This is a genomic window from Aneurinibacillus migulanus (assembly GCF_001274715.1).
Classification (GTDB): Bacteria; Bacillota; Bacilli; order Aneurinibacillales; family Aneurinibacillaceae; genus Aneurinibacillus; species Aneurinibacillus migulanus.
Window position 1 is genome coordinate 207,518 of the sequence record NZ_LGUG01000005.1, and the last position, 21,247, is coordinate 228,764.

The 21,247-nt window shown below is 44.7% G+C and carries 23 protein-coding genes; 19 read left to right on the top strand and 4 right to left on the bottom strand.

All coding sequences use genetic code 11. The features are described from left to right. Nucleotides 1-2 precede the first annotated feature (2 nt). The 17 genes from AF333_RS26720 to AF333_RS26800 all read left to right on the top strand — a co-directional run bounded on the left by AF333_RS26720 (nucleotide 3) and on the right by AF333_RS26800 (nucleotide 16,982). Nucleotides 3-1,319 carry an ABC transporter substrate-binding protein gene (locus AF333_RS26720; protein ID WP_043065354.1) on the top strand — a complete coding sequence of 439 codons (1,317 nt, stop codon included), beginning with the start codon at nucleotides 3-5 and terminating at the stop codon, nucleotides 1,317-1,319. Between the two features lie 77 nt (nucleotides 1,320-1,396). Continuing rightward, a complete protein-coding gene (locus AF333_RS26725; protein WP_043065355.1) occupies nucleotides 1,397-2,125 on the top strand; it encodes a glycerophosphodiester phosphodiesterase in 729 nt (242 codons plus the stop codon). A gap of 214 nt (nucleotides 2,126-2,339) precedes the next feature. Then, complete coding sequence (locus tag AF333_RS26730) at nucleotides 2,340-2,783, top strand: MarR family winged helix-turn-helix transcriptional regulator (RefSeq protein WP_043065356.1); 444 nt, start codon at nucleotides 2,340-2,342, stop codon at nucleotides 2,781-2,783. A gap of 69 nt (nucleotides 2,784-2,852) precedes the next feature. After that, nucleotides 2,853-3,506 carry an HlyD family secretion protein gene (locus tag AF333_RS26735; RefSeq protein ID WP_043065357.1) on the top strand — a complete coding sequence of 218 codons (654 nt, stop codon included), beginning with the start codon at nucleotides 2,853-2,855 and terminating at the stop codon, nucleotides 3,504-3,506. Between the two features lie 9 nt (nucleotides 3,507-3,515). Beyond that, nucleotides 3,516-5,039, top strand: coding sequence for a DHA2 family efflux MFS transporter permease subunit (locus AF333_RS26740; protein ID WP_407638698.1), 1,524 nt, complete (start codon nucleotides 3,516-3,518; stop codon nucleotides 5,037-5,039). 28 nt (nucleotides 5,040-5,067) lie between these two features. Then, nucleotides 5,068-6,537, top strand: a complete 1,470-nt coding sequence (locus AF333_RS26745) for an efflux RND transporter periplasmic adaptor subunit (RefSeq protein ID WP_043065359.1) — start codon at nucleotides 5,068-5,070, stop codon at nucleotides 6,535-6,537. 121 nt (nucleotides 6,538-6,658) lie between these two features. After that, nucleotides 6,659-7,615 carry a M20/M25/M40 family metallo-hydrolase gene (locus AF333_RS26750; protein ID WP_043065360.1) on the top strand — a complete coding sequence of 319 codons (957 nt, stop codon included), beginning with the start codon at nucleotides 6,659-6,661 and terminating at the stop codon, nucleotides 7,613-7,615. 87 nt (nucleotides 7,616-7,702) lie between these two features. Continuing rightward, entirely contained in the window at nucleotides 7,703-8,158 is a 456-nt protein-coding gene (gene hutP, locus AF333_RS26755) for a hut operon transcriptional regulator HutP (RefSeq protein ID WP_043065361.1), read from the top strand. A gap of 134 nt (nucleotides 8,159-8,292) precedes the next feature. Beyond that, complete coding sequence (hutH, locus tag AF333_RS26760; RefSeq protein ID WP_043065362.1) at nucleotides 8,293-9,816, top strand: histidine ammonia-lyase; 1,524 nt, start codon at nucleotides 8,293-8,295, stop codon at nucleotides 9,814-9,816. Between the two features lie 508 nt (nucleotides 9,817-10,324). After that, nucleotides 10,325-11,458, top strand: coding sequence for an ABC transporter ATP-binding protein (locus AF333_RS26765; RefSeq protein ID WP_043065363.1), 1,134 nt, complete (start codon nucleotides 10,325-10,327; stop codon nucleotides 11,456-11,458). A 3-nt stretch (nucleotides 11,459-11,461) separates the two neighbouring features. Beyond that, nucleotides 11,462-12,118 carry an ABC transporter permease gene (locus AF333_RS26770; protein ID WP_043065364.1) on the top strand — a complete coding sequence of 219 codons (657 nt, stop codon included), beginning with the start codon at nucleotides 11,462-11,464 and terminating at the stop codon, nucleotides 12,116-12,118. Between the two features lie 18 nt (nucleotides 12,119-12,136). Next, complete coding sequence (locus AF333_RS26775; protein ID WP_043065365.1) at nucleotides 12,137-13,021, top strand: glycine betaine ABC transporter substrate-binding protein; 885 nt, start codon at nucleotides 12,137-12,139, stop codon at nucleotides 13,019-13,021. Nucleotides 13,022-13,031: 10 nt separating this feature from the next. Next, nucleotides 13,032-13,673, top strand: coding sequence for an ABC transporter permease (locus AF333_RS26780; protein WP_043065366.1), 642 nt, complete (start codon nucleotides 13,032-13,034; stop codon nucleotides 13,671-13,673). A gap of 246 nt (nucleotides 13,674-13,919) precedes the next feature. Further along, nucleotides 13,920-14,699 carry an amino acid ABC transporter ATP-binding protein gene (locus AF333_RS26785; RefSeq protein ID WP_302847944.1) on the top strand — a complete coding sequence of 260 codons (780 nt, stop codon included), beginning with the start codon at nucleotides 13,920-13,922 and terminating at the stop codon, nucleotides 14,697-14,699. 66 nt (nucleotides 14,700-14,765) lie between these two features. Beyond that, nucleotides 14,766-15,575, top strand: coding sequence for a transporter substrate-binding domain-containing protein (locus tag AF333_RS26790; RefSeq protein WP_043065380.1), 810 nt, complete (start codon nucleotides 14,766-14,768; stop codon nucleotides 15,573-15,575). A gap of 72 nt (nucleotides 15,576-15,647) precedes the next feature. Then, nucleotides 15,648-16,304 carry an amino acid ABC transporter permease gene (locus AF333_RS26795; protein WP_043065368.1) on the top strand — a complete coding sequence of 219 codons (657 nt, stop codon included), beginning with the start codon at nucleotides 15,648-15,650 and terminating at the stop codon, nucleotides 16,302-16,304. Between the two features lie 30 nt (nucleotides 16,305-16,334). Continuing rightward, nucleotides 16,335-16,982, top strand: a complete 648-nt coding sequence (locus tag AF333_RS26800) for an amino acid ABC transporter permease (protein ID WP_043065369.1) — start codon at nucleotides 16,335-16,337, stop codon at nucleotides 16,980-16,982. A 76-nt stretch (nucleotides 16,983-17,058) separates the two neighbouring features. On the opposite strand, the gene AF333_RS26805 is transcribed toward AF333_RS26800, so the two are convergent. The 4 genes from AF333_RS26805 to AF333_RS26820 form a co-directional block, all read right to left on the bottom strand. Beyond that, nucleotides 17,059-17,733, bottom strand: coding sequence for a queuosine precursor transporter (locus AF333_RS26805; RefSeq protein ID WP_043065370.1), 675 nt, complete (start codon nucleotides 17,731-17,733; stop codon nucleotides 17,059-17,061). A gap of 130 nt (nucleotides 17,734-17,863) precedes the next feature. Continuing rightward, the gene (gene speE / locus AF333_RS26810; RefSeq protein ID WP_043065371.1) at nucleotides 17,864-18,724 is read right to left on the bottom strand and encodes a polyamine aminopropyltransferase; all 861 of its coding nucleotides are present in this window, start codon (nucleotides 18,722-18,724) and stop codon (nucleotides 17,864-17,866) included. Nucleotides 18,725-18,888: 164 nt separating this feature from the next. Next, entirely contained in the window at nucleotides 18,889-19,308 is a 420-nt protein-coding gene (locus tag AF333_RS26815; RefSeq protein ID WP_043065372.1) for a DUF5367 family protein, read from the bottom strand. A 22-nt stretch (nucleotides 19,309-19,330) separates the two neighbouring features. Beyond that, nucleotides 19,331-19,912, bottom strand: coding sequence for a TetR/AcrR family transcriptional regulator (locus tag AF333_RS26820; RefSeq protein WP_043065373.1), 582 nt, complete (start codon nucleotides 19,910-19,912; stop codon nucleotides 19,331-19,333). A gap of 297 nt (nucleotides 19,913-20,209) precedes the next feature. Between AF333_RS26820 and AF333_RS26825 the strand changes: the two genes are divergently transcribed. Together AF333_RS26825 and AF333_RS26830 are read left to right on the top strand one after the other, a co-directional pair. After that, nucleotides 20,210-20,401, top strand: a complete 192-nt coding sequence (locus AF333_RS26825) for a hypothetical protein (RefSeq protein ID WP_043065374.1) — start codon at nucleotides 20,210-20,212, stop codon at nucleotides 20,399-20,401. A gap of 242 nt (nucleotides 20,402-20,643) precedes the next feature. Next, a complete protein-coding gene (locus tag AF333_RS26830) occupies nucleotides 20,644-20,898 on the top strand; it encodes a hypothetical protein (protein ID WP_043065375.1) in 255 nt (84 codons plus the stop codon). The last annotated feature ends 349 nt before the right edge of the window (nucleotides 20,899-21,247 follow it).

The window sequence follows — 21,247 nt, forward strand, 5'->3', positions numbered from 1 at the left end:
ATATGAAAAGGTGGGCTAGTGTTTTTCTGATGCTGTTGTTGAGCGTGTCGTTGCTTATTACAGGCTGTTCAAGCCAATCTGCTTCCAAAACGGGTGCTGCTGCTGAAGGAGACAAATCGGCTGGAGCAGGAGACGGAAAACCGGTAGAAATCGATTTCTGGTATGCACTTGGAGGTAAAAACGGTAAGAAGATTGAAGAAATGGTAAAGGCGTTCAACGAAACACATAAAAATATTGTCGTAAAGCCGGCATATCAGGGTGATTACTATCAAAACCATGCCAAAGTTTTGTCGGCCGTGACTGCTGGCAACCAGCCTGATGTTACGATGGTCGAGGCAGGGGTTGTCGGTACGTTTGCCGATGCGAAGGTGCTTGAAGATCTGGGGCCTTATGCAAAAGATATGGAGGCGAAATACATACCAGGCCTGATGGGCAACTCTTATTGGAAAGATAAGCTGTATGCCGTGCCATTCAACCGTTCTACTCCACTTCTGTATGTGAATAAGGATAAACTGAAAGAAGCAGGACTTGATCCGGCCGGTCCGAAAACATGGGATGAGCTTATCGAGTATTCACGTAAGCTGACGAAAAAAGAAGGCGATAAAACAAAAACGTATGGTTTTTCCACACCGATCGATATCTGGTTCTATGAAGCACTTGTCTTCCAGAATGGAGGTAGCATTCTGAGTGAGGACGGCAAGCGATTGGCGATTAACAATGAGGCGGGCAAAGCGCCACTCAAGCTTTGGACTAGTATGGTGAAGGAAGGAATTATGAAAAACCCTCCAGGTGAGAAGTACAATGCATGGGATGTAGCGAAGCAAGACTTCTTGAATGGACAGGTAGCTATGATTTTCACTTCAACAGGCGATTTGCAGGCGATTGAATCTAATGCGAAATTTAATGTCGGCACTGCTTTCCTGCCGGCAGGAAAGACGTACGGAGCTCCGACAGGGGGGGCAAACCTGGTTATGCTGGCCAAGTCTTCCGATGAAGAAAAGAAGGCCGCATGGGAATTCATCAAATGGATGACCGATACACCGCAGACAGCGGATTGGTCGCTCGCCTCCGGATACATGCCGGCAACGACAGAAGCGGTAGAATCCAAACAAATGCAGGATGTATATAAAGAAAGACCGAATCTTAAAGTAGCGATCGATCAGCTTGAATATGCAAAAGCCCGCCCAATGGCCCCGGGATATAAAGAATTACAGGAAGTTATTATGGCAGAACTTCAGCGTGCGATGCTCGGGCAAGCGACGCCGGACGAGGCGATGGCAGCTATCGAGAAGAAGGCCGAAAAAATCCTAAAGAAATAAACACGATAGACACGCATAAAGAACAATCGTGAAGGTAAAGTAACTTTCCGGTTTCAGGTGCAGAGGAGGATGATGCAATGAATATTTGTATGGCTCACCGGGGATGGTCCGGAAGGGCGCCGGAGAACACGATGGCGGCTGTGCGCTTGGCACTTACGCATCCTGGAATTCAAGCAATGGAAATTGATGTACAATTATCAAAAGACGGTGTACCGGTATTAATGCACGATTTTGAGCTTGGTAGAACGGTTAAAGGCAGCGGTATGGTAAAAGATTATACGCTGGAAGAGCTCAAGCAATTTGATGCAGGTTCATGGTTTGACGAAGCATTTGCGGGAGAGAAGATACCGTCGCTTGAAGAAGTACTGAAGGAGGTGCGCGGCAAGCTTCTCCTAAATATCGAGCTGAAAACCGCAGGTGACATGTATCCTGGGCTGGAAGAAAAGGTGGCAGATCTGATACAGCGGTATGGGATGGAGGATGAGGCGTACATCACATCGTTTGACCATGATGCGGTGGCACGCGTACATGAACTGGCGCCCACACTGAAAAAAGGGTTGATTTTTGGAGGAAAGTCCAGGCTGCTGCGTGAGCAACTTACAGCAATGGGTGCAACGATTCTCTCTATCCCGTATCCGTATCTGACTCCCGACTTCGTACATGAGATGATTGAAGAAGGTTATACGGTTATTGCCTGGACGGTAGATAATCCGGAGCATATCCGAAATTTGATAAGTTTCCATCCGGAACTGCAGATTTGCACAAACCATCCAGATCGTATGCTGGCATTGACAAACAAAGCGTAAGAGAAGTGAAAAGCTCTGTGTAAACAGGGCTTTTTTCTTGTCCTATCTGCTCTTGTTTACCCGATAAAAAGGTTTGTTATATGCGATTTTATAATATGAATGTGCAAAAATTTATAACTTTGGACTTGTAAGATCTGGTGCAACTGCTATAATCTATATGGGTATTTCGTATGCGAAATATTTGGATCGGAAATATCATAGGAAGGAATATGAAATGCAGAACCCATCCAAGCAAATTCGACTTCTTATACGACAGATTCATCAGTCGTTCTTGGAAGTACTGACCAGCGAGCTTGCCGCCTTTAACATTACAGGTCCGCAGTTGCTCGTGCTTCGCTGTCTCAAGCGTGAGCCTCAGCGTATGTCCGACATTAGCAAACAGCTGGGACTATCGAATAGCACAGTGTCAGGTATTGTAGATCGACTTGAAGAAAACGGATATGTACGACGTGTACGTGATGAGAAAGACCGTCGTGTCGTCTGGGTCAATTTCGATAGGAAGTTCGAAGAAGTTTGCAAGGAGGTTCCTATTCTGCAAGACAACTATTTCGACGGACTACTCTCCGGAATGACAGAAGAGGAGGTATATGCGATTGTCCGCTCGCTGGAATTGCTGGCTGGACATTTAAAAGAAAAATTAGATGAAAAAAAGAAATAAAAAATTTTTCGCAAAAGCTTTGTATGCAAAATATTAGAAAAGAAAAGTAAAAAAGAAAGAGGGAGAAGGATGAATCGAAAGAGCTTACTATGGATTCTTCTTTCGGCAATGATTATTAGCGGAGGAGGCATCGGTTATTACTATTGGTATCAAGGCGCACATTACGTTAAAAGCGAAGACGCGCGCATTCAGGGTGACCAATATCGAATTATGCCGCAAATTGCCGGGGAAATAACACAGATCCATGTCGAAGAAGGGGATGTTTTGCGTAAAAACGATGCAGTTGCAGAACAAGATCCGGCCAATATGGACCCGAGTATGGTTAGCCGTTCCATACTGCGTGCTCCAATTGATGGCATGATTATGAAAATTTATATGAAACAACACGAAATAGGCTCCCCAAGCCAGGCGGTAGCGATGATGATGGATACGAACCATCTGTATGTATCCGCTAATATTGAAGAAACTGATATTGCTAAGATCCATCCTGGTCAGGTAGTGGATATCACTTTGGATACGATGAATGGAAAAGCAATTACCGGGAAAATACGGAAGATAGGTACAGCTTCCAATGCTGTATTTTCTCTTATCCCGGCAACGAATACCAGCGGGAACTTCAATAAAGTCACACAACGTATCCCAGTTGAAATCAGCATCAACAAACCGGATGATGTGGAATTGATTCCCGGCACAAACGTCGAAGTCAAAATCCATATTGCCTAGCGAGGAGGAATGGCCGTGAGTGCAACAACAGCTTCCACCTCTCCCCCGGCTGAGTCATCGGGGTATCGCTGGCTTGCATTGATTGCCGTCATTGTCGGAGCGTTTGTTGCTATCTTGAATAATAGTTTAATTAATGTAGCGCTGCCGAAATTAACTAACGTATTCGGTTCTACTACGGATCGGATTCAGTGGGTATTGACCGGTTATATGCTAGCTTCCGGCGTGATTATCCCGATTAGCGGATATATGGGAGATCGGCTTGGATACAAAAAGTTTTTCATTATCTCGCTTGGTGTGTTTACTTTAGGCACATTGTTCTGTGCTCTGGCCTGGAGCGATACATCGCTTATTATCGCCCGTATTATCGCCGGGCTAGGCGGCGGTGTTATCATGCCGATTAGCATGTCGATTATTTATAAGATTATGCCTCGCGAACAAATCGGCACGGCCTTAGGCTTATGGGGTGTCTCTGCGATGGTAGCGCCCGCTGTTGGTCCAACGCTAAGCGGTTATTTAATCGAACTATTTAACTGGCGATTTTTGTTCATTATCAATATTCCCGTAGCGGTGTTGGCCATTGTGCTTGTTTCTGTACTGCTTAAGGAGACGGAGACAGTCAAAGGAAAAGCATTTGATACATGGGGATTTCTGCTGGCCGCTACCTCGGCTGGTACATTACTTTACGCGTTGAGTAATGGTCAGTCGAAAGGCTGGACGTCATTTGAAATTGTAGCTTTATTCTTTGTTTCATTCTGGTCACTTGTCTTTCTTCTATGGGTAGAGACAGGCAAGAAAGATCCGATTATCGATTTGAGCTTATTTAAGAACTTTACTTATACGCTAAGCATTATTGCAGCAAGCCTTGTAACAATCGGTCTTTTTGGCGGCGTATTCTTAACACCTATTTTTCTTCAGAATATCCAGGGAGTCTCACCTATCGATACAGGGATTATATTAATTCCACAGGCGATTGCAATGGCTATCATGATGCCGATTGCCGGACGTTTATTCGATAAGGTGGGCGTCATTCCATTGGGGCTAATTGGTCTAATCCTTATGAGCATTATGACATATGAACTTCATCGGTTGACGGTCGATACGCCGTTTGCATGGCTGGAAACCGTACTGGCGATACGCGGAATCGGTATTGGGCTCTGTATGATGCCATTATCTACCGCGGGGATGAATGCCGTAGCGCCCCAGCAAGTCGGAAATGCATCATCGCTGTCCAATCTTATTAGACAGGTGGCATCTTCAATGGGGATTGCTGTACTGACCGCGCTTATGCAGCAGAGAACAACATTACATGCGCAGCATATTGCCGAATCGGTAAGCGAGACAAGTGTCCAGTATTTCCAAAGTATACTCGGGACGAGTACAATGTCCTCGCTTGGCGGTATTATTCAACGGGAAGCAATGGCATGGGGAATCGCGGATACGTTCCTCATTTCCTCTCTACCATTATTTATTACAATTCCGCTCGTATTGTTGTTTAAGAAGAGAAAGAAAGCGCCGGAAGTACAGGCGAGCTAGAAGTTAAAAGGAAAGAAAGGGAGAAATTATGGGAAGAAAAGCGAAACGGACAAAAGCGATCGCGTATTTATTGCTAGGGGCTGTGGCGCTTTCAGGCTGTACTACTAGTGCCAAGGAAGCAACACCGGACGCACCGGTTTCTGTTAAAGTAGCACAGGCACAAGAAGGTGCGCTAGGCGGTAAAGTATATACAGGAACGGTCATGCCGGATCAAAAAGTAAATATTATGCCCAAAATGGCTGGGAAAATCATAGACATTCCAGTAGAAGTCGGTACGCGAGTGAAAAAAGGACAGGTTCTGTTCCGGCTGGAGGATAAAGACCTGAAGAACGCTGTTACGAAAGCGGATGCGGCGGTTTCAGCGGCAGAAGCAAGCATCCAGACTGCAGAAGCGGCCCGGGAATCCGGTATCGTCCAGGCAACTGGTGGTGCCGTACAGTCGAAAAACGGAGTATTGCAGGCCAAAAATAGCATGATTCAAGCCCAAGGAGCTATCACGCAGGCGAACAGTGCGCTTGAACAGGCGACACACGCAGTAGAAGATGTGAATACTTCTTTTGACAAAGCGAAGCAGGCGCTTAATGATGCTACGACAAATCATGATCGGATGAAGCAATTGTTCGCGCAGGGTGCGGTATCACAGGTTCAGCTCGATCAGGCGGAAACAGCTCTAGTAAATGCTCAGGCGGCCTACCGCAGTGCAGAGATTGCCCGTACGAATGCACAGGAGAAAGTGGCAGCAGCGAAAAAATCGCTCGCGACAGCACAGAAAGCGTATGACAATGCATCAGCCAGCTACCAGAATGCGAATGGTGGCTATGAGAATGCACAGAAACAAGTCGGAGTGGCACAGAATACGGCTGGTATTGAAGCAAGTCGTCAGGCGTTGAAGCAGGCGCAGGTAGGAGCGAATATCGCGCGTGACACACTATCGGACGCGACAGTCGTCTCGCCGATTAACGGTATTGTTGGGGCTAAAAATGCAGAAATCGGCGAAATGGTATCCATGCAGTCCCCGGTATTGGTTGTAGCAAACCTGGACACTGTGACTATGCTAACGTATCTGCCTGCGGATCAGGTTAATAATGTGCAGCCGGGCAGTCAAGTACAGGTCAAAGCGTCTGCCTTCGATTATGTAACGACCGGAACAGTAAAAAACATCAGCCCGCTTGATGAAAAAGGAAAAGGATATCCGGTACAAATCACCGTAGCAAATCCGGATCTGAAATTAAAATCCGGTATGCTGGCGGAGGTGCGCATCCTTGCACCTGATGCACGACGTGGCATCGTAATCCCATCTTCAGCGATTGTAAAAGAAAAAGACAAAACATATGTTTATGTTCTTGAAGGTGACAAAGCAAAACGTGTAGAAGTGAAAACAAGCGGTGAACGAGGCGCAGAGGCGCTAGTAACGAGCGGCTTGAAAAAAGGAACTCGCGTTATCACCAGCAATGTTGCTCTGTTGTCCGACGGGGCTAAAATTGAATTAAGTCAATAATATGTAATAGGACCTACCATATTTTTACGGTAGGTCCTATTTTTTGTAACAAACTACTGTTTACAAAATATTTAGAAGAAAAATATAATAGAATTGCATGTCAAGAAAAGGAGAAAACGGAATGAAGAAAAAATGGATTGCAATTGTATGTTGTCTAGTGTTGATGTTTACGTCATTTGTTTCCCTGGCTGCAGCAAAACCAAGGACGGAGGCGGGGAGCGTTGCGGCTGAACATGTCACTAGACTGGCCGAAAGCCTTGGGGATCGTGTAGCAGGAACAGAGGATGAGAAGAAGGCTGCGCAATATATCGTAGAAGAATTGAAAAAGGTTGGCTTACAACCTACATTGCAGCCTTTTGTTACAAAGAACAGAGCCCAAGAAGAGATTTCTTCGCAGAATGTAATAGCTGTAAAACCGGGAAAATCCTCCAAACAATTGATTGTAGGGGCCCACTATGACACTGTGAAAGGCGTACAGGGGATAGATGATAATGGTTCAAGCGTAGGCGTGCTGCTTGAAGTGGCGAAACAGCTACAGGATAAAAAAACACCTTATACCGTTACGTTCATTTTCTTCGGTGCCGAGGAGATTGGAAAAAAAGGTTCAGAGTATTATGCGTCGCAAATGAAGCCGGAGGAAATCAAAAATACGGTGGCTATGATTAACCTGGACAGCCTAATTGCCGGGGACAAGATGTATGTATATGGGAATGAAGGTAAAACTGGCTGGGTGAGAGAACAGGCACTGGATATTGCAAAGAAGAAGAAATTGAATGTAGAGACGAATCCGGGAAACAATCCCGAGTACCCGAAGGGGACTACAGGTGACTGGAGTGATCACGCACCTTTTCAGGAGTTAGGCATTCCTTTTGGCTATTTTGAAGCGACAAACTGGGCGCTTGGCGACAAGGATGGGTATACTCAGACGGAGAAGCATGGCGCTATCTGGCATGATCCACAAAAAGATAACCTTTCGTTCATTCAAGCAGAATTTCCTGGAAGGATGGAAGAGCATCTGCACACTTTCACCATACTTTTAACGGAATTGATCACCCATATTAAGCCGCCGAAAAAGTAAAGAAAAATGTTGACTATTTTCTGACTCATTTATATATTGGTAATAGAAGTACAACAGAAGTCAGGGACAGATAGCGAGTGGTAGAGCGTGTCTTTACGTATTGAACACCGCATCGGCAAACTGGCGATGCAGCTGGCGTTGTTTGAAGAAGAGGTTGAAGGAGAATCATTTCCTTTTGCACTAGCAGAGAAGTCAGGTTATCAGTTCTGCAAAGGGAAAGTAGGCTCCATGGACGCTCATAAGGTTGTCGCGGCCATTGAAACTGCTGCCAAGAAAGAGCAGATTATCGATGGATCGTTTTACCGGGAGACGCACGCGCTGTATCACGCGATTATTGAAGCGATGCAGGGTGTAACGCGCGGCCAGGTACAGCTTGGCACCGTGCTGCGTACGGTCGGACTCAATTTCGCCATCATACGCGGAAAACCGTATGATAATGAACGTGAGGGTGAATGGATCGCCGTAGCGCTGTATGGAACCATCGGTGCACCGGTGCGCGGCCTCGAACACGAGACGCTAGGATTAGGCATTAATCATATTTGAATATCGTAAGGATAATGAGCCCATAGTAAACAGATGACAGGGGGCTACATATCGCTTAAAAAGGCGGTTTGGACCGTTTTATTTAAGCATGTGTAGCTCCCTTTTTGTTTGCCTGAAAAAGGAGAGTGGAGTATATGATCAAATTAAATGGACATTCATTAACGTTAGCACAAGTTCGAAGTGTGCTATATGATTACGAGCCGGTAGAGGCTTCGGCGGAAAGTTTGGAGCGTGTGGAAGCGAGTCGGCGTGCCGTAGAGAAAATCGTAACAGAAAATAAAGTCGTGTATGGCATCAACACCGGATTCGGCAAATTAAGCGATGTTTTAATTGATCAAAAAGATGTAGAGAAGCTGCAATTGAATTTAATTCGCAGTCACGCATGTGGTGTTGGTCAGCCGTTTCCCGAATCGGTATCGCGGGCGATGCTTCTACTCCGGGCGAATGCACTGCTTAAGGGATACTCCGGCGTACGACGGGACGTCATCGATTGCCTGCTGGCATTTGTGAACCATCGCATTCATCCGGTCATTCCCGAGCAGGGATCACTTGGTGCCAGCGGGGATCTGGCGCCTTTATCTCATCTGGCGCTTGCTCTGGTTGGCGAAGGGGAAGTGTTCTATAAAGGGCAAACTGTTCCTGCGCTGAGCGCGCTACGGGCAGAAAATATCCAGCCGCTTACATTGACGGCAAAGGAAGGGTTGGCGCTTATTAACGGTACGCAAGCAATGACTGCAATGGGTACGGTTACCTACCTAGAGGCAGAGCAGCTTGCGTACCAGGCCGAATTAATCGCTGCCGTGACGATGGAAGGGTTGCGTGGTATTACGGATGCATTTACAGAAGAAGTGCATATTGCACGTGGCTATCCGGAGCAGGTCGCAGTGGCAGAGCGGATGCGCGGCTATTTGGCGGATAGCCGACTTACTACAAGACAAGGGCAGCTTCGTGTACAGGACGCGTATTCACTGCGTTGCATTCCGCAGGTGCATGGAGCTTCCTGGCAGGCGCTCGGCTATGTGAAAGAGAAGCTGGAGATTGAGATGAACGCAGCGACTGATAACCCGCTTATTTTTGATGAGGGAGATAAAGTGATTTCTGGTGGCAATTTTCACGGTCAGCCGATTGCGCTTGCGATGGATTTTCTCAAGATCGCAGTAGCGGAGCTGGCCAACATCTCGGAGCGGCGAATTGAGCGTATGGTAAATCCACAGTTAAGCGGCTTACCTGCTTTTCTGAGCCCGCAGCCTGGGCTTCAGTCCGGAGCTATGATTTTGCAATATTGCGCGGCTTCGCTCGTTTCCGAGAATAAAACACTCGCGCATCCGGCCAGCGTCGACTCGATTCCATCTTCCGCTAACCAGGAAGACCACGTCAGTATGGGAACCATCGGGGCCCGTCATGCACACCAGATTGTACAGAACTGTCGAAGAGTGCTGTCCATCGAACTTATTTGTGCACTTCAGTCTGCAGAATATCAGGGGGTTGAGAAAATGGCATCCAAAACAAAACAATTCCACGTACAGGCTCGTAAAATTACAGCACCACTCAAGGAAGATAGGATATTCTCCAAGGATATAGAGGCCGTAGCCGAATTCTTGAAACAAACTTCAGTACAAACGATTACAGGCACATCATTTTTTAAGGAGGTAAGTTAAAAGGTAAGGAAGACTCCAGGTTGCAGTCGTTTTCAATATGAATTGTTTGAAAAACTCGCGAGCATGTGCCCGCGAGTTTTTCTTATGGATATGGAAATAGATTCAAGTTTTAAAAAGAGAAAAACGTGGAAGGAACATATACAGGAGAAATATCGCTTTTCACCTTCCATAACAATGCAGAAGGCAAGCGTCTTCCCCATGCCTTCTATTCCCAATGAGATAGTGTTATGTAAAGTTCGTAAGCGGATAAAGGTATACCTATTTATTTTGTAGTGGTAAATACAAATATGAATGGTAAGGAACTGCCATAGTTTAGGTCATGTCATATTGTCTTACTCAATAGAGGGCGTAAAACCTTAGAAGATGGCAAATATTATATGTACTCCTTCTTTCCCATACATAAGCCGGTATTGCATTCTGCATGTGACCTTTTTGTTGTGGAACGAGGCAAGAAAGAACATTTTAAGAAGATGGATGTACATAGATGAGGAGAAGGTGATTCAAACCTATGATTAAGCTGGAAAACGTACAAAAAAAGTACCCAGATGGGTATGTTGCATTAAAAGAAGTGAATTTAGAGTGCAACAATGGCGAAATTACAGTGTTCATCGGTCCGAGTGGTTGCGGAAAAACGACTACAATGAAGTTAATTAATCGATTGATTCAACCCTCCACAGGAAAGGTATACGTGAATGGAAAAGATATTTCTGATGTCGATCCTGTGGAGCTGAGACGGGGAATCGGATATGTCATTCAAAGTGTAGGTCTCTTCCCGCATATGAACATTGCAGATAATATTGCAGTTGTTCCAAGGCTGCTCAATTGGGAAGAGGAGCGTATCGCTAAACGGGTGGATGAATTGTTAAACGTCGTTGGCCTGGACCCCGAAACGTACCGTGGCCGCTATCCTTCGGAATTGAGTGGCGGCCAACAGCAGCGTATAGGGGTTGCCCGCGCACTGGCGGCAGAGCCTTCCGTTATCTTGATGGATGAGCCGTTTAGCGCCCTCGATCCGATTAGCCGCGAACAATTACAGGATGAGCTTATCCGACTGCAAAAGGACATTAAAAAGACGATTATTTTCGTCACGCACGACATGGATGAAGCTTTGAAAATCGCGGATAAAATTGTATTGATGAAGGATGGGGCCGTCGTGCAGCAGGGCACACCTGAGGAAATTTTACGGCATCCTGCCAACGATTTTGTTAAGGAATTCATCGGTGCTAAGCGACTTAAGCAGATTCAGGAAATACCGACCGCAGAAGAAGTCATGATCCGCAAAGCCGTAACAGCTTATCCAACTCGTGGGCTTGCTGCTTCAATTAAGATTATGGAGAGCAGAAAAGTTGATTCGCTCATCGTCGTAAACGAGGACGATGAGTTACTAGGCTATATTACGATTTATGATGTATTGAATCAATTCAAGGATGAGAACAAGCGGGTTGGCGATATTGTTAAGCCGTTTACCCATACGGTAACGCCGAACACTTTGCTAACGCAAGTCATCGACATCGTCGGCGAGCACAAGTTGGCTTATGTACCAGTCGTAAGCGAAAACAATACGCTGCTGGGTTTGGTAACGCGGGGAAGCCTTGTTGGTCATATGTCGGATATTTATCCCGCGAACGGAATCGGGGTGTAATGAATGGAGAAGTATGCACAAGTTTTTGTCGAGCGGTGGCACGATCTCTATAGCGCTTTAATCGAGCATATTATTCTTTCTGCGAGCGCGGTTTTGTTGGGCTGTCTGGTCGCCATTCCATTGGGAACATTTTTAGCTAAAACATCTATCGGATGGGTTCGTTCTCTATCATTTACGATTGCGAACATCTTTCAGACCATTCCCAGTTTGGCGCTGCTTGCCATTCTTATTCCTCTGTTGGGGATCGGTACGACACCGGCGATTCTTGCCCTATTTTTATATTCTTTGATGCCGATTCTGCAAAATACGTATTCCGGGTTTCAATCGATTGATCCGGGTATTATAGAGGCGGCAAAAGCGGTTGGATACAGCTCAAGCCAGAGATTGTTTAAAATCGAATTGCCTTTAGCAATCCGGTATATTATGTCGGGAATACGCCTGACCACGGTGTATATTATTAGCTGGGCGACGCTGGCTACCGTTATCGGAGCTGGCGGTTTGGGGGAATTAATCGTCGGTGGACTATCCGTATATGATAAACCGCTGATTTTTGCATCTGCCGTTTTAGCGATGGTATTAGCATTGGCGGTTGACTTCGTACTATCGCTGTTTGAAAAGAAGCTGACGAAACGGGAGAATTCCAAGCAGAATTTCGCTTAAATCGGGGGTTTTTATTGCATGAAAAAAATAACGCTGTTAGCTGTCTTACTGTCCGTACTTCTGCTGTTGGCGGGATGTACAGGTGGAAGAACCATCATTGTTGGGACACAGACGTTCACAGAAACAAAGATACTTGGCTATATGTATAAATATTTGATTGAGGATCAGTCTGACATCAACGTAAAAGTGAAAACAGACCTGCTTTCCACTCCGTTTATTATTAATGCAATGAAGGAAAATGAAATACAGATGGGGACAGTATATACAGGTGAGATTTATAATGGATGGTTTCCGGTCGAGCCGACGAAAGATCCGAAAAAAACATTAGCTCAGGCCAAACAGGGGTTTAATAAATATCACGGCATTATGTGGATGGACCCGCTGGGGTTTGAGAATACATATGCGTTCACAGTAAGAAAGGATGTCGCGGAAAAGTATAATCTAAAGAAAATTTCAGACCTTCAGAGCCTTGCACAGAATATGAAGCTGGGAGTAGACACTTCGTGGCTAGAGAGAAAAAATGACGGCTATAAAGCTTTTACCAAAACGTATGGGCTTTCATTCGGACAGGTATATCCGATGGAGATTAACCTTGTCTATACGGCTGTCGAAAGCAAAGATGTGGACATTGTGCTCGCCTATTCATCCGACCCGCGCATTAAAGAATTTAACCTTGTGACGCTGGAGGATGACCGAAAATTTTTTCCACCATACCTAGCTTCGACTATTATGCTGAATGAAGCGCTAAAACAATATCCAGAAATAGAGCGAGCTGTGAAGCCGTTGCAGGGCAAAATCGATCTCGATACGATTCGGACCCTTAATGCGAAAGTGGACCTTGAGAAAAAAGACCCTCAAGCTGTTGCAGAAGAATACCTGAAGCAGCAGGGGCTTTTAAAATAGAGGTGAAATCATGAGCGGAAATATTTTCAGTGAAATTCTAAAATATCTGCAGAACAACTGGAGTACGCTGCTTCTTCTGATCATGGAGCATATCGGAATGGTTGTGTGCGGTCTACTGCTAGCACTCGTTGTTGGGATACCCCTTGGCATTCTTGCTGCGAGAAGTGAAAAAACGGGAAGCGCCATTCTGGCGCTGGCTAATGTGATTCAAGTATTTCCAAGCCTAGCCCTGCTGGCTTTACTGATGGTTTTCTTCGGCATCGGCTTTACCTCCGTCGTTATTGGGCTGTTTCTTTACTCTCTTTTACCAATTATCCGCAATACATATGTGGGACTTAAAGAAGTAGATAAAAGTATAACAGAGGCAGGAAGAGGTGTTGGGATGACGGCATTTCAACTGCTGGCAAAAGTACAAATCCCACTGTCGCTATCGTTTATCCTGTCAGGGATTCGCATTGCGGCTGTTATTGCGATAGGTGTTGCTACTCTTGCCCCTTTCATAGGGGGAGAGGGACTTGGCAAAGAGATTTATTCAGGAATTAATTTGCGTGATCCTGTTAAAATTTACGTAAGCGCCATTCTTGCGGCGCTCATAGCGATTTTTGCCGATTTCTTGCTCGGTAAAGCACAAAAACGGGCAAGAATCGATTAAAGCATAGCGTGGAAAAACCAGTCTTGCTGCTAATTGCAGAAAGATTGGTTTTTTTATGTTGCAACCTGCATGTCTTTTGCACAAAGAAATATACATAAGTTATATACAACTGTTTGAACACATGTACAGGCATAACAGCAATCGAAAGTATAAGTATCGTTATCTTAATTTTTTCTTTTGGCACAGTAATTATAGGCGGAATATTTGTTTTTAATAAAATATTTACAATTATCTATAAATTATAGTATGATGGATGCAGTAAAGCCCAATAAAACCAAGTTTTTACGGAGGTACATAGTGATTGAGTTTCGCCAAGTAGACAAATACTATGGCAATTTTCATGTGCTGCAAAACATCAATCTGACGATTTCCGAAGGAGAAGTCGTGGTCATTATAGGACCCTCGGGCTCTGGTAAGTCGACACTGCTTCGCTGCATTAATCATCTGGAGAAGATTTCAAGCGGCGAATTGATTGTCGATAACATAAACGTTCATGATCGGAAGACGAACTTGAATGTTTTGCGACAGGAGATTGGCATGGTGTTTCAGCATTTCAACCTGTATCCGCACATGACGGTACTGGAGAACATCACACTGGCTCCCACGAAGGTGCGTAAAACAACGCGTGAGGAGGCCCAGAAGACTGCGCGCCATTATCTGGAGAAAGTCGGCTTGGCACATAAGGCTGATGCTTATCCGAACGAGCTTTCTGGAGGACAACAGCAGCGTGTAGCTATCGCACGTGGACTGGCGATGCAGCCGAAGATTATGCTGTTTGATGAACCGACGTCTGCACTTGATCCTGAGATGATCGGAGAAGTACTGGAAGTCATGAAGAGTCTGGCGAGTGAAGGGATGACAATGGTTGTCGTCACTCATGAGATGGGATTCGCCAAGGAAGTAGCAGACCGTGTAGTTTTTATGGATCACGGGCAGGTCGTAGAAGAGAACGAACCGAAGGCATTCTTCGAGAATCCGAAGGAAGAGAGAGCACGTTCCTTCTTAAGCCGTCTGTTGAACCATTAATTTATGTAATGATAAAAGGGGGTCTATAAGGTGAAGAGGAAAGTATCCGTTCTCAGTCTGGTATTTATGCTAGTGATGTCGGTTATGCTTGCAGCCTGTGGCAGTAAGGAAACAGATAAGCCAGCAGATGCGAATGCACCGGCCGGCGGAAGCGCTGAAAAAAGTGCAGTAGCTGCAGCGAAAGAGCGCGGTAAGCTGATTATAGGCGTAAAATACGACACAAATCTGTTCGGTAAGAAAGATCCGGCGGACGGTCAGGTAAAAGGCTTTGATATTGATATCGCGAAAGCAATCGCAAAGAAAATCATGGGTGATGATACAAAAATTGAACTAAAGGAAGTAACATCAAAAACCCGGATTCCAATGCTGAAAAATGGAGATATTGATGCCATTATCGCCACGATGACGATTACGGAAGAGCGCAAAAAAGAAGTCGACTTCTCCGACGTATATTTTGAAGCCGGACAGTCCTTGCTTGTACCGAATAGTTCTGCGATTACGGGTATACAAGATCTGAATGGTAAAACCGTTATTGCAGTAAAAGGATCGACCTCAGCGAAGCAAATTCGTGAGAAGGCCCCAGAAGCAAAGGTTGCTGAGTACGAGAATTATGCTGAAGCATTTACAGCGCTTAAATCCAAAAAAGGTGATGCGTTGACGACAGATAATTCCATCTTACTCGGTATGCAGAAGGAAGATTCGAACTTCAAGCTGGTGGGCGGTCTGTTTACAGATGAGCCTTACGGTATTGCTATTCGTAAAGGCGATGCTGAGATGCTGAAAGTCGTTAACGAAACGCTTTCCGGGATGAAGTCTTCCGGTGAGTATGACAAGATTTACGAAAACTGGTTTGGTGAGAAACCAGAGAAAAAATAGAGAAGGCAGGGGCCTGACGGCGAAGTGGCCGCAGGCCCTTTTTCTCGTCCGAAAGAAGGGATGTGAGAACTTATGTTGCAGAATATACTTGACATCTGGTCTGAATACAATGGTGAATACATTGGCGGTCTAATTACTACATTACAGATTAGTGTAATCTCTCTCATTGCCAGCCTGCTGCTTGGGACGGTAATCGCCATCTTCTGCATTTCCCCGTTTCGTACGCTCGTTATTATTGGACGGGCGTACATTGAGTTCATTAGGAATACTCCCTTGTTGATTCAAATCTTTTTCTTTTACTTTGGACTTCCATCGTTGGGCATTCAACTCAGTGCCTTTATTGCAGGAACGCTCGGTCTGACGGTATATACGGCCGCATTTATTTCAGAAGCGATTCGGGCAGGCATTAATTCCATTCCGAAAGGACAGATGGAAGCAGCCCGTGCGTCAGGCTTGACCTATATCCAGGCAATGCGTTACGTTGTTCTGCCGCAAGCGTTCAAAATTGTCATTCCGCCGCTAGGCAATCAGTTCATTAACCTCGTGAAAAATTCATCCCTTTTGGGCGTTATCGCTGGTATGGATCTCATGTACCATGCCGATATTATCTCAACGAATACATTCAAAACATTCGAAACATATATTCTAGTGGCGGTTTTTTATCTGACGATTACCGTACCGCTTTCGATATTAGTGAACTGGCTGGAGCGCCGTCTAAAGCATGCATAAGCCAAACGGTAGAAGAAAGGAGTGAGGTAGATGGATTTTGCCGGCGCATACAGTTGGCCGAATGTAAGATATTTGCTTGAAGGGTTCCTTGTGACGCTTGAGGTGGCTGCGATATCGATTGTTCTTTCATTTATCATCGCGATTGTATTTGCGATTGTTCGATATATGAAAATTCCTATTCTGTCACAACTCGTGTTTTTATGGGTGGAAATGATCCGGAATTTGCCCTTGCTGCTGATTATTTTCTTCGTTTTTTTTGCACTGCGCGATGTCGGAATTAAGCTGGAAATATTCAGCGCGGCGATAGCTGCGCTCACGATTTTTGAATCCGCGATGATTTCCGAGATCATTCGTAGCGGTCTCATGTCTGTGGATAAGGGGCAGATTGAAGCGGCGCGTGCCTCTGGCTTGAACTATGCGCAGACGCTGCGCTATATTATCCTGCCGCAAGCGCTACGACGGATGGTTCCACCGATTGTGAGCCAGTTTATTTCTCTCTTGAAGGATACATCATTAGCTATTATCATCTCGCTTCCGGAACTGATGCATAATGGACAGGTTATTTATAATTCGAAATCAACGTATATTATTCCTGTGCTCTTGTTAATTGCTATTATGTATTTTGTGATTAACTATGCTCTCTCAATCGTTGCAAGAAGACTGGAGCATTCCCGTTAAACAAGAAAAACGAGGAGCCGAACACATCCCGTTCATACAGGGATTCACTGTTCATGCTGCCTCGTTTTTTGTTTAATCAATTTATCTTGAAGCTCCGGGCCGCGTAGAGAGCCGGAGTGGACAGAAGTGAGATAACGAATTTAATCAGATACGTAGTAATAAAAATATCAAGCCATACATCGAACGGATACACACCCGCAAACGCGATTGTACAAAAGATAAGAGAGTCGACCAACTGGCTGAGAATGGTACTGCCATTGTTCCGTATCCAAAGCTGCTCCCGCTTTGGAAACTTCTTTTTTAGGAATGTATAGATTTTTACATCTAGAAATTGACTGATGAAGTAGGCAGCCAGACTAGCCAATGCCAAGCGGGGCATAAGTCCGAATAATTTCTCCATAGCTCCTTGTGCAATGTCGCCCTCATGTGGCTGGAACAATAGAACCATCTGCATAATAATCGTCGTCATAATGAGAGTGAAAAATCCGAACCAAACGGCTTTTTTCGCGTCTTTTTCCCCGTACTTTTCGTTTAAAAGGTCACTGGTTAAATAAATTGTACCATACATCGTGTTGCCGAGCGTCATAACAAAGCCAAACATTTCGATGGTTTTCACGACCTGAATATTAGCCAGTACCGTGGCGACGCCTACCCAGGCATATAAGCCGAGCTTGCCGAAGAGACGGTAGCAGGCCAGGAACAGCAGAAAGTTCACCAGCACAAATACCATGCCAAAATAAAAATTATACATATAAATACAATGCCCCCTAGTTTTGGTGACGCGGGAGATCTCGAACCGCGGCTTACTTGTTAGTAAAACATTACTATTCTACTAGGTCATAGAAAAAAGCACAATAAAAAATTACGGACCTAGCGAAAAGCTAGATCCGTAATTTTTGAATCATAAACTCCGGAAGCTGGAAACAAGCTTCCACAATGTTTTCGTTCACATACTTTGTTTCCATTCCGGAAGGTTGGCTTTCTACTGGCTTATCGTACCTTTTCGAGCCCATCGTAAAGCTCCACATGCCGCCCGGATACGTCGGGACTACTGCGGTATACACCTTCGTAACCGGGAAAAGGCTTTGAATGTGTTGGTGTGATTGTCCCATAATATCAGCATGAAAGACCGGTGATTGACTTTGACATACCATAATGCCATCCTCTTTCAAGGCGCGGTGCAAATTGCGGTAGAAGTCCAGTTCGAAAAGCTGCTCTGCCGGTCCGACGGGATCGGAAGAATCTACGATAATGATGTCATAGTAGTTTTCATAGTCTTTAACATAAGCAACTCCATCATTATAGATGAAGCGTACACGGGGATCGGACAGGTTGCCCGACACTTCCGGAAGGTGTTCTTTACATAGTCTAACGACTGTCTCATCAAGTTCCACCATATCGATTTGTTCGACATTCTCATATTTGGCCACTTCACGCGCGGCGCCACAATCTCCTCCACCAATGATTAAGACACGCTTCGGGTTAGGGTGGAAGCGTAGCGGGATGTGGGAAATCATCTCATTATAGATAAATCCATCCATAGAAGTGGTTTGCACAACACCATCGAGCACAAGCATACGGCCGAAGTCATACGAGTCTAGAATCGTTACATGTTGGAAAGGCGATACTTCTGAATGGACGATTTCTTTAATGCGGTAGCTTATTTTTAAATTCTCCCGCTCATCTTCCGTAAGCCAAAGCGCGCCATCTTTTGCCTGGATATAAGACACTGTTTGTTCCATTGCTTACCTCCCTTATGATTTTCGCAAAAAATAAACGTATTCTATGCAAGAAAGAAGAAACGTTCAAATAAAAAAGACACGGCGTTTCGCACAGAAAGCTTAAGGCTTACAGGCTAAACGACTATGTCTTTTACTACCGTACCATATTCGTGTTACGGAAACAATCAAAGAAATGATTTTCGTTCATTTTTTATTCCCTTGCTATAATGAACAAGCAGGGGGATGGTAATATATAAAGCGTATGCGCAGGACATCCAGGCTGTAAAAGCAATAACCTGGCCTTCGGAAAGGTTGGCGAATACGGAAGAATGATATGAGACGGAGAATGTATCGAGAAACAGCCCGACTGCCGTACCGCAGACGGCAAACTTGATTGCGGCGTTAGGCTTTCTATCGAATCGTATATAGAGTAAGGTAACTACATACAGAAGCACAGCAGTACCGATTTCCAGGAGAAGCAGCGTAAGCCAGTAATGACCCGAAGCAGGTTCGACGAGTACCCGATGACCGAACAGGAAGAAAAACAATGTAGCTCCGGCCCATACAAACAGGGCACATAGCACAGTAAAAGAAAGTTTGTTCATTTCCTATATCTACTCCTTCGATTTATTTATCGTTAGTCATCCCGTGCGTAAGCAGTGTCTCTAATTCGCCGTATACTCGGTCAGCCGGAAAAGAATCGGACAGCAATGCCTGGACAGCCAATCCGTCAATCATCGCGTTAACCAGAATGCCCCATGTCTCGAATGAGATGCCCTCTACAGGTGAAGTATTGAATATGGAAGCGAATTGTTCGGATAATGCTTTATTCTCGAACGAAAGCAAATCATGTAGCTGTTTTTTCATTTCTTCATGTTGAAAGCTATAGACCATTAGAGAAAAGAAAAGCCGGTGGTAAAAAGAATCGGACGTACAGCGCTCCCGGGCTGCATGGAGTGCGTCCTTCAGTTTCTTTGGACCCGGTTTTGTATCAGATTCCACTTGTCTCCATGACGATGTACATACATCTTCGACAAGACTAAGCATAAGCTGTTCTTTGGTACGAAAATGATAATATACCGTTCCCTGAGTTACGCCAGCTCCTGCTGCAACAGCTTTGAGTGTCAGCTTTTCTATTCCGTGTTCTGCAAGGCACTTTTTTGCGGAAGCAAGCAGTTCCTGTTTAGAGACAATATTCGGTTTTGCCATATTTTTTCACTCCTTTTACTAAGTTATTCGGATAACTAACTAGTATTTTATTCCACATTAAATAGAATGTAAATAGCCAGAGTTTTTTCTTTTTTTGTCCTCTGTGAGTGTCTTTTCTCATATGTTAATTTTAATAATATTTTAATTGTAAAGTTTATACACAAGATTAAAAATAGGAAATCAAGTATTTATATAGAACTTTTAGCTGAAAATATATTTGCATGTAAATAATTCAAATTGACAAAAAAATAACTATCAAGAAGGTGGTCGTATGATAGACGTGTACTTTTAGTCAGCATGGCGATATATGCCATAGCTCTGCAAATAGTATTTACGCTTATTATGATGATTATTAGCAACTCAGATCGCCTTTCGGAAATTGAAATTTTGCTGTATTTATTTTATGAAAACGAAATAAAGGAATACAGCGTACTGCTGTATCCGTTTATCCCGATTTTAGCGATCGTTGGAGCAGGTTTCGTTGTGTAAGTACTGTTTTTGATAATCCACAGGATAGCTTGTTGGCAATCGGTATTACGCTGGCGGGTTTACCGATTTATTGGTTATTGCAGCGTCGGCGGGTAAATTCCTTACTCACTGATGGTTCGTTGCCCTGGGATAAAAAGTGCGAAGCAAGGACAAGGAGATGTACGGCCAAGCATCACACGTATAACCCAGATTGTTTCAACTCATATTAAGAAGGATGAAGGTATGAGCAGGAGGAGACAATTATGCGTGACCAGCAATCAACTACGCAGATGCAAAATCCGATTTCTCAGGCACAAGATGCAGTCAAAAGTGCAAAAAACGCAACCGCACAGGTGCAGTCCCATCCGACGGAGCAGGCTTATATAGGCGCTGAGAACGCAATCGAACAGGCGGAGCGGGCAGTTGCGCAGGCGCAGACGAGCGAAAACCATCGGGCGGTAGCTGAATCGACTGAACAACTAGAGGAAGCACGTAAGCGGCTAAACCAAACAAAGTAGATGGGAAGCAAAAAGTTCAAGACGAGTATCAGCTAAAAAAATGACCGTGAAAAAAGCGGTCATTTTTTTGTTGACTTTTAGGTTTAAAGTGTGATAAATTTAATTTCGCTGCTGTGACAACGACGAAGTGTTGTATTGATGTTTCGACATTGATATAATATTTAAGTTGTCGTCAAATGCAGAATGACGAATCAAAAAAACAACAAAAAAGTTGTTGACAAAATGATTTGGGCTTGATAAGATATAAAAGTCGCCGCTGAAACACGGCGCAACAAAAAACAAGTTCCTTGAAAACTGAACAGTAACACTCGAATGTGTGCGAGTATATAAAAATTACCCACGAAAGTGA